The following is a 4435-nucleotide window of genomic DNA, read 5'->3' as shown; positions in this document are numbered from 1 at the left end:
CCCACACCAGACACACCCAAACCAGACACACCACCGACCAACGCCCGCAAACCCGACAACAACTCACCACGATCCACACCGACCACCGCGGCGCCGTGGTCGTGCGCGGTGCGGGTGGTGGCGAGGGAGAGTCCGATGTCCGCGGCGCCGAGTTCCGGGTGGGCCTCGACATACGCGGCCAGCCGGGCGGCCTGGCCCCGGAGGGCGTCCTCGGTCCTCGCGGAGACCGGCCAGGCCACCACGGGCGGCGGCGATACGGCGCGTTGCCGCGAGATCTCGTCCGTCCCGACGGCCGCGGGCGGTGCGGCGTCCTCAGGGGCCGGCTCCTCAAGGATGACATGGGCGTTGGTCCCGCTCACCCCGAACGCGGAGACGGCGGCGCGCCGGGGGCCCTCCGCGCGGGGGGGCCAGTCGCGGGCTCGGTCGAGGAGTTCCACCGCTCCCGCCGACCAGTCGACCATGGGCGTCGGTTCCGTGAGGTGCAGGGTCCTGGGCAGCACGCCGTACCGCATCGCCTGCACCATCTTGATCACACCGCCGACTCCCGCGGCGGCCACCGTATGACCGATGTTGGACTTCAACGAGCCGAGCAGGAGGGGCTGTTCACGGTTCTGTCCATAGGTCGCCAGCAGCGCCTGCGCCTCGATGGGGTCGCCGAGCCGGGTCCCCGTGCCGTGCGCCTCCACCGCGTCCACATCGGCGGCCGTCAGACCCGCACTGGCCAGCGCCTGCCGGATCACCCGTTCCTGTGAGGGACCGTTCGGCGCTGTCAGACCGTTGCTGGCACCGTCCTGGTTCACCGCGCTGCCCCGCACCACCGCCAGCACCCGGTGGCCCTTCCTGCGGGCGTCCGAGAGCTTCTCGACGACGAGCAGGCCGACGCCCTCCGACCACGAGGTGCCGTCGGCGGACGCGGAGAACGATTTGATGCGCCCGTCGGGCGCCAGCCCCTTCTGCCGCGAGAAGTCCACGAATCCGCCGGGCGTCGCGGTGACGGTGGCGCCGCCCGCCAGTGCGAGCGTCGACTCGCCACGGCGCACCGACTCCACGGCGAGATGCAGGGCGACCAGCGAGGACGAGCAGGCCGTGTCCACCGAGAGGGCGGGGCCCTCCAGGCCGAAGGCGTAGGAGATCCGGCCGGAGGCGACACTGCTGAGCTTGCCGGTCATCAGATAGCCCTCGAACTCCTCGGGGCCTTCGAGTCCCAGATAGCTCTGCTCCACCACCCCCGCGAAGACACCGGTCCTGGATCCCTTGAGGGTCGCCGGATCGATCCCGGCGTGCTCCAGCGCCTCCCACGCGGTCTCCAGCAGGACCCGCTGCTGCGGGTCCATCGCCACCGCCTCGCGCGGGGAGATACCGAAGAAGCCGGCGTCGAAGAGGGCGGCGCCGTCGAGGAACCCGCCCTCGCGGGTGTAGGAGGTTCCCGGCTCCTCGGGATCGGGGCTGTAGAGCGCTTCCAGGTCCCAGCCCCGGTCGTCGGGGAACGGGCCGATCGCGTCCCTGCCCTCGCTCACCAGCCGCCACAGATCCTCGGCCGAGGCGACCCCGCCGGGGAACCGGCAGGCCATGCCCACGATCGCGACGGGCTCCTGGCCGGCCGTCTCCAGCTCGGTGATCCGCTCACGCGCCTTCTGGAGGTCGGTCGTCACCCACTTCAGATAGTCGACCAGCTTCTGCTCCCTGGCCTCGGTCGGCTGCTGCTCATGGGACATGTCTGTGGACATGCGGAATCAGTCTCTCCTCGGTACGGCACGATGCCGGGAAGCGGTTCAGGGCGCCACGGCGCGGCGGTGGACGGTCAGCCCGCCGCGCGGCCGAGCTGGGTGTCGATGAAGGCGAAGATCTCGTCCGTCGAGGCGGCGGCGATCCGGTCCTCCCGGGGCGTCGGGTCCTCGGACGCGACCATCTTCGCCAACAGGGTCTGGAGCCGTACGGATATCCCGGAGCGTGCCTCGTCGTCGTCCGGGATCTCTCCCAACGACGCCTCGATACGGTCCAGTTCGTCATGGACGGAGCGCACGGCGTCCATGGCTCCGGGCGCGGCCTCGGCGCGCACGTACGCGGCGAGAGCGGCCGGGGTCGGGTGGTCGAAGACCAGGGTGGCGGGCAGCCGGACACCCGTGGCCGCGTCCAGCCGGTTACGGAGTTCGACACCGGTGAGCGAATCGAAGCCCAGCTCGCGGAAGGGCCGGTCGGGGGCGATACCGGCCGGACTCGCATGGCCCAGGACCGCCGCGACCAGGGTGGTGATCAGGTCGAGCAGATACCGCTCCTGCTGGGCCTCGGAGAGTTCCGCCAGCCGCTCCGTCAGCGACGGCGCGCCGGCCGCCTCCGTGCTGGTGTCGCGGGGCACGCCTTCGGCCCGTATCCCGGAGACTGCCGCCGTGGCGGCGAGGGGAGAGGCGACCAGCGCCGGGAATCCCGAGGCCACTCCCCGGTCGAAGAGGGCACGTCCCTCGGCTTCCATGACGGGCCGGAACCCGTCGCGCGCCAACCTGCTCAGATCCTGGTCGGTGAGATCGGCGTTGATGCCCCGGCCCCGCCACACTCCCCAGGCGAGCGAGGTGGCGGGGAGTCCCCGGGCGGCGCGGTGCTGGGCGAGGGCGTCCAGGAAGGCTCCGGCGGCGGCGTAGTTGGACTGGCCGGGCGCGCCGAAGACTCCCGCCGTGGACGAGAAGAGCACGAAGGCCCGCAGGTCCAGCTCCCGGGTCAGTTCGTGCAGATGCCACGCCGCTTCGGCCATCGGCCTCAGCACGGACTCCAGCCGCTCGGCGCTCTGCGCGGGAAGCAGCCCGTTGTCGAGAACACCGGCGGTGTGCACGATCCCGGTCAACGGTCGCTCCCCCGGGATCCGGGCCAGCACCGAGGCAAGGGCCTGCCGGTCCGATACATCACAGGACTCGACCGTGACCGTGGCTCCCAGCCCGGTCAGCTCGGCCGCCAGCGCCCCAGCTCCGTCGGCCTGTTCGCCGCGCCGGCTGACCAGGAGCAGATGGCGTACTCCGTGCTCGGCCACCAGGTGCCGGGCGAAGACCCCACCGAGCGCGCCGGTGCCGCCGGTGATCAGGACCGTACCGTCGGAGCCCCAGACGGCCCCGGGCGGTGTGACCGCGTCGTCGTCCCCCGTCTGCGGCCCGGTTCCGGCGGATCCGTTCTCCGGTACGGCCGTCAGCCGGGGCAGCAGCAGCTGGTCCTCACGCACGGCCGTACGGGGTTCTTCGCCGACCGCTACGGCGGCCAGCCACGCGTCCGTCACGGACGGCGCGTCGACGAGCACGATACGGCCGGGTGCCTCGGACTGGGCCGAGCGGAGGAGTCCCCAGGCCGCGGCGGCGCCCAGATCCGGTACGTCGTCGCCCTCGGACACCGCCACAGCGCCCGAGGTCAGCACCACGAGCCGGACGTCCGCCAGCCGCTCCTCGGCGAGCCATTCCCGTGCCAGCACCAGAGCGCGGTGCGGACCGTCGACGGAGTGCTCCGAAGGGAGCCGTGCGGGGAACGGGACGAGTACGGCGTCGATCCGCGTCCCGGAGGCCACCGCGTCGGCGATGTCGGCGATGCGGGCGAACCGCTCGGCGGCGGGCAGCGCCTCGGTGCTCCACTCCGCCGGGACGAGGACCGCCCAGTGCGGTGGCCGCTCGGGCGCCGACGGGGTGGCGGGGGTCCACTCGACGCGGAAGAGGGAATTCTCGGCGGGGGCGGGGTCCGGGATGTCGGGCCGCAGCCAGTACGGCTGACGCTGGAAGGCGTAGGTGGGCAGATCCACCCGGCGGGCACCCGTGGCGGAGAAGAACCCCGGCCAGTCCACCGCGACGCCACGGAAGTGCAGCGTGCCGAGCGCGGAGACCAGCGCCTCGGGCTCGGGCCGCCCACCGCGCACGGCGGGCACGGCCACCGTGGTGTCGGGCTGCCCGGCGGAGTGCGCCACCAGAGCGCTGAGCACCGCGCCGGGGCCCACTTCCAGTACGGTCGTGACGCGTTCGGACTCCAGCGTGCGGACCGCGTCGGCGAAGCGGACGGCGTGCCGTACCTGCTCCACCCAGTAGTCGGCGGTCCGCAGATCGTCGCCGGAGGCGAGGCGACCGGTCAGGGTCGAGACGACCGGGATACGCGGCACTCCGAACGTGACGTCCTTCGCCGCTGTGCGGAACTCCTCCAGCATGGCGTCCATATGAGGCGAGTGGAACGCATGGGAAACCTTCAGCCGACTGATCCTCCGCCCCAGCCCCTCAAAGTGCCCGGCAACCTCCACCACCGCCGACTCATCACCCGAAATCACCACCGACTCCGGACCATTCACCGCGGCAATACTCACCTCACCCTCACGCCCCACCAGTTGCGCGGCCACCACCGACTCCGCCGCACCCACCGCCACCATCGCCCCACCACGCGGCAACCCCTGCATCAACCCCGCACGCGCGACAACCAACCC

The 4435-nt window shown here is 72.2% G+C and carries 2 protein-coding genes; both read right to left on the bottom strand.

The window, feature by feature from the left end:
• A partial coding sequence (locus IF11_RS0135870; RefSeq protein WP_211266774.1) for a type I polyketide synthase occupies positions 1 to 1727 on the bottom strand: 1727 nt, incomplete at its 3' end.
• 74 nt (positions 1728 to 1801) lie between these two features.
• Positions 1802 to 4432: an SDR family NAD(P)-dependent oxidoreductase gene (locus IF11_RS0135865; RefSeq protein ID WP_280521100.1), complete on the bottom strand. Its 2631-nt coding sequence runs from the start codon at positions 4430 to 4432 to the stop codon at positions 1802 to 1804.
• Between the last annotated feature and the right edge of the window lie 3 nt (positions 4433 to 4435).

Origin of the sequence: Streptomyces scopuliridis RB72, from assembly GCF_000718095.1 — a bacterium.
In the GTDB taxonomy this organism is placed as follows: domain Bacteria; phylum Actinomycetota; class Actinomycetes; order Streptomycetales; family Streptomycetaceae; genus Streptomyces; species Streptomyces scopuliridis.
The sequence above is the reverse complement of the archived record's forward strand: the minus strand, read 5'-3'. Positions and strand labels throughout refer to the sequence as shown.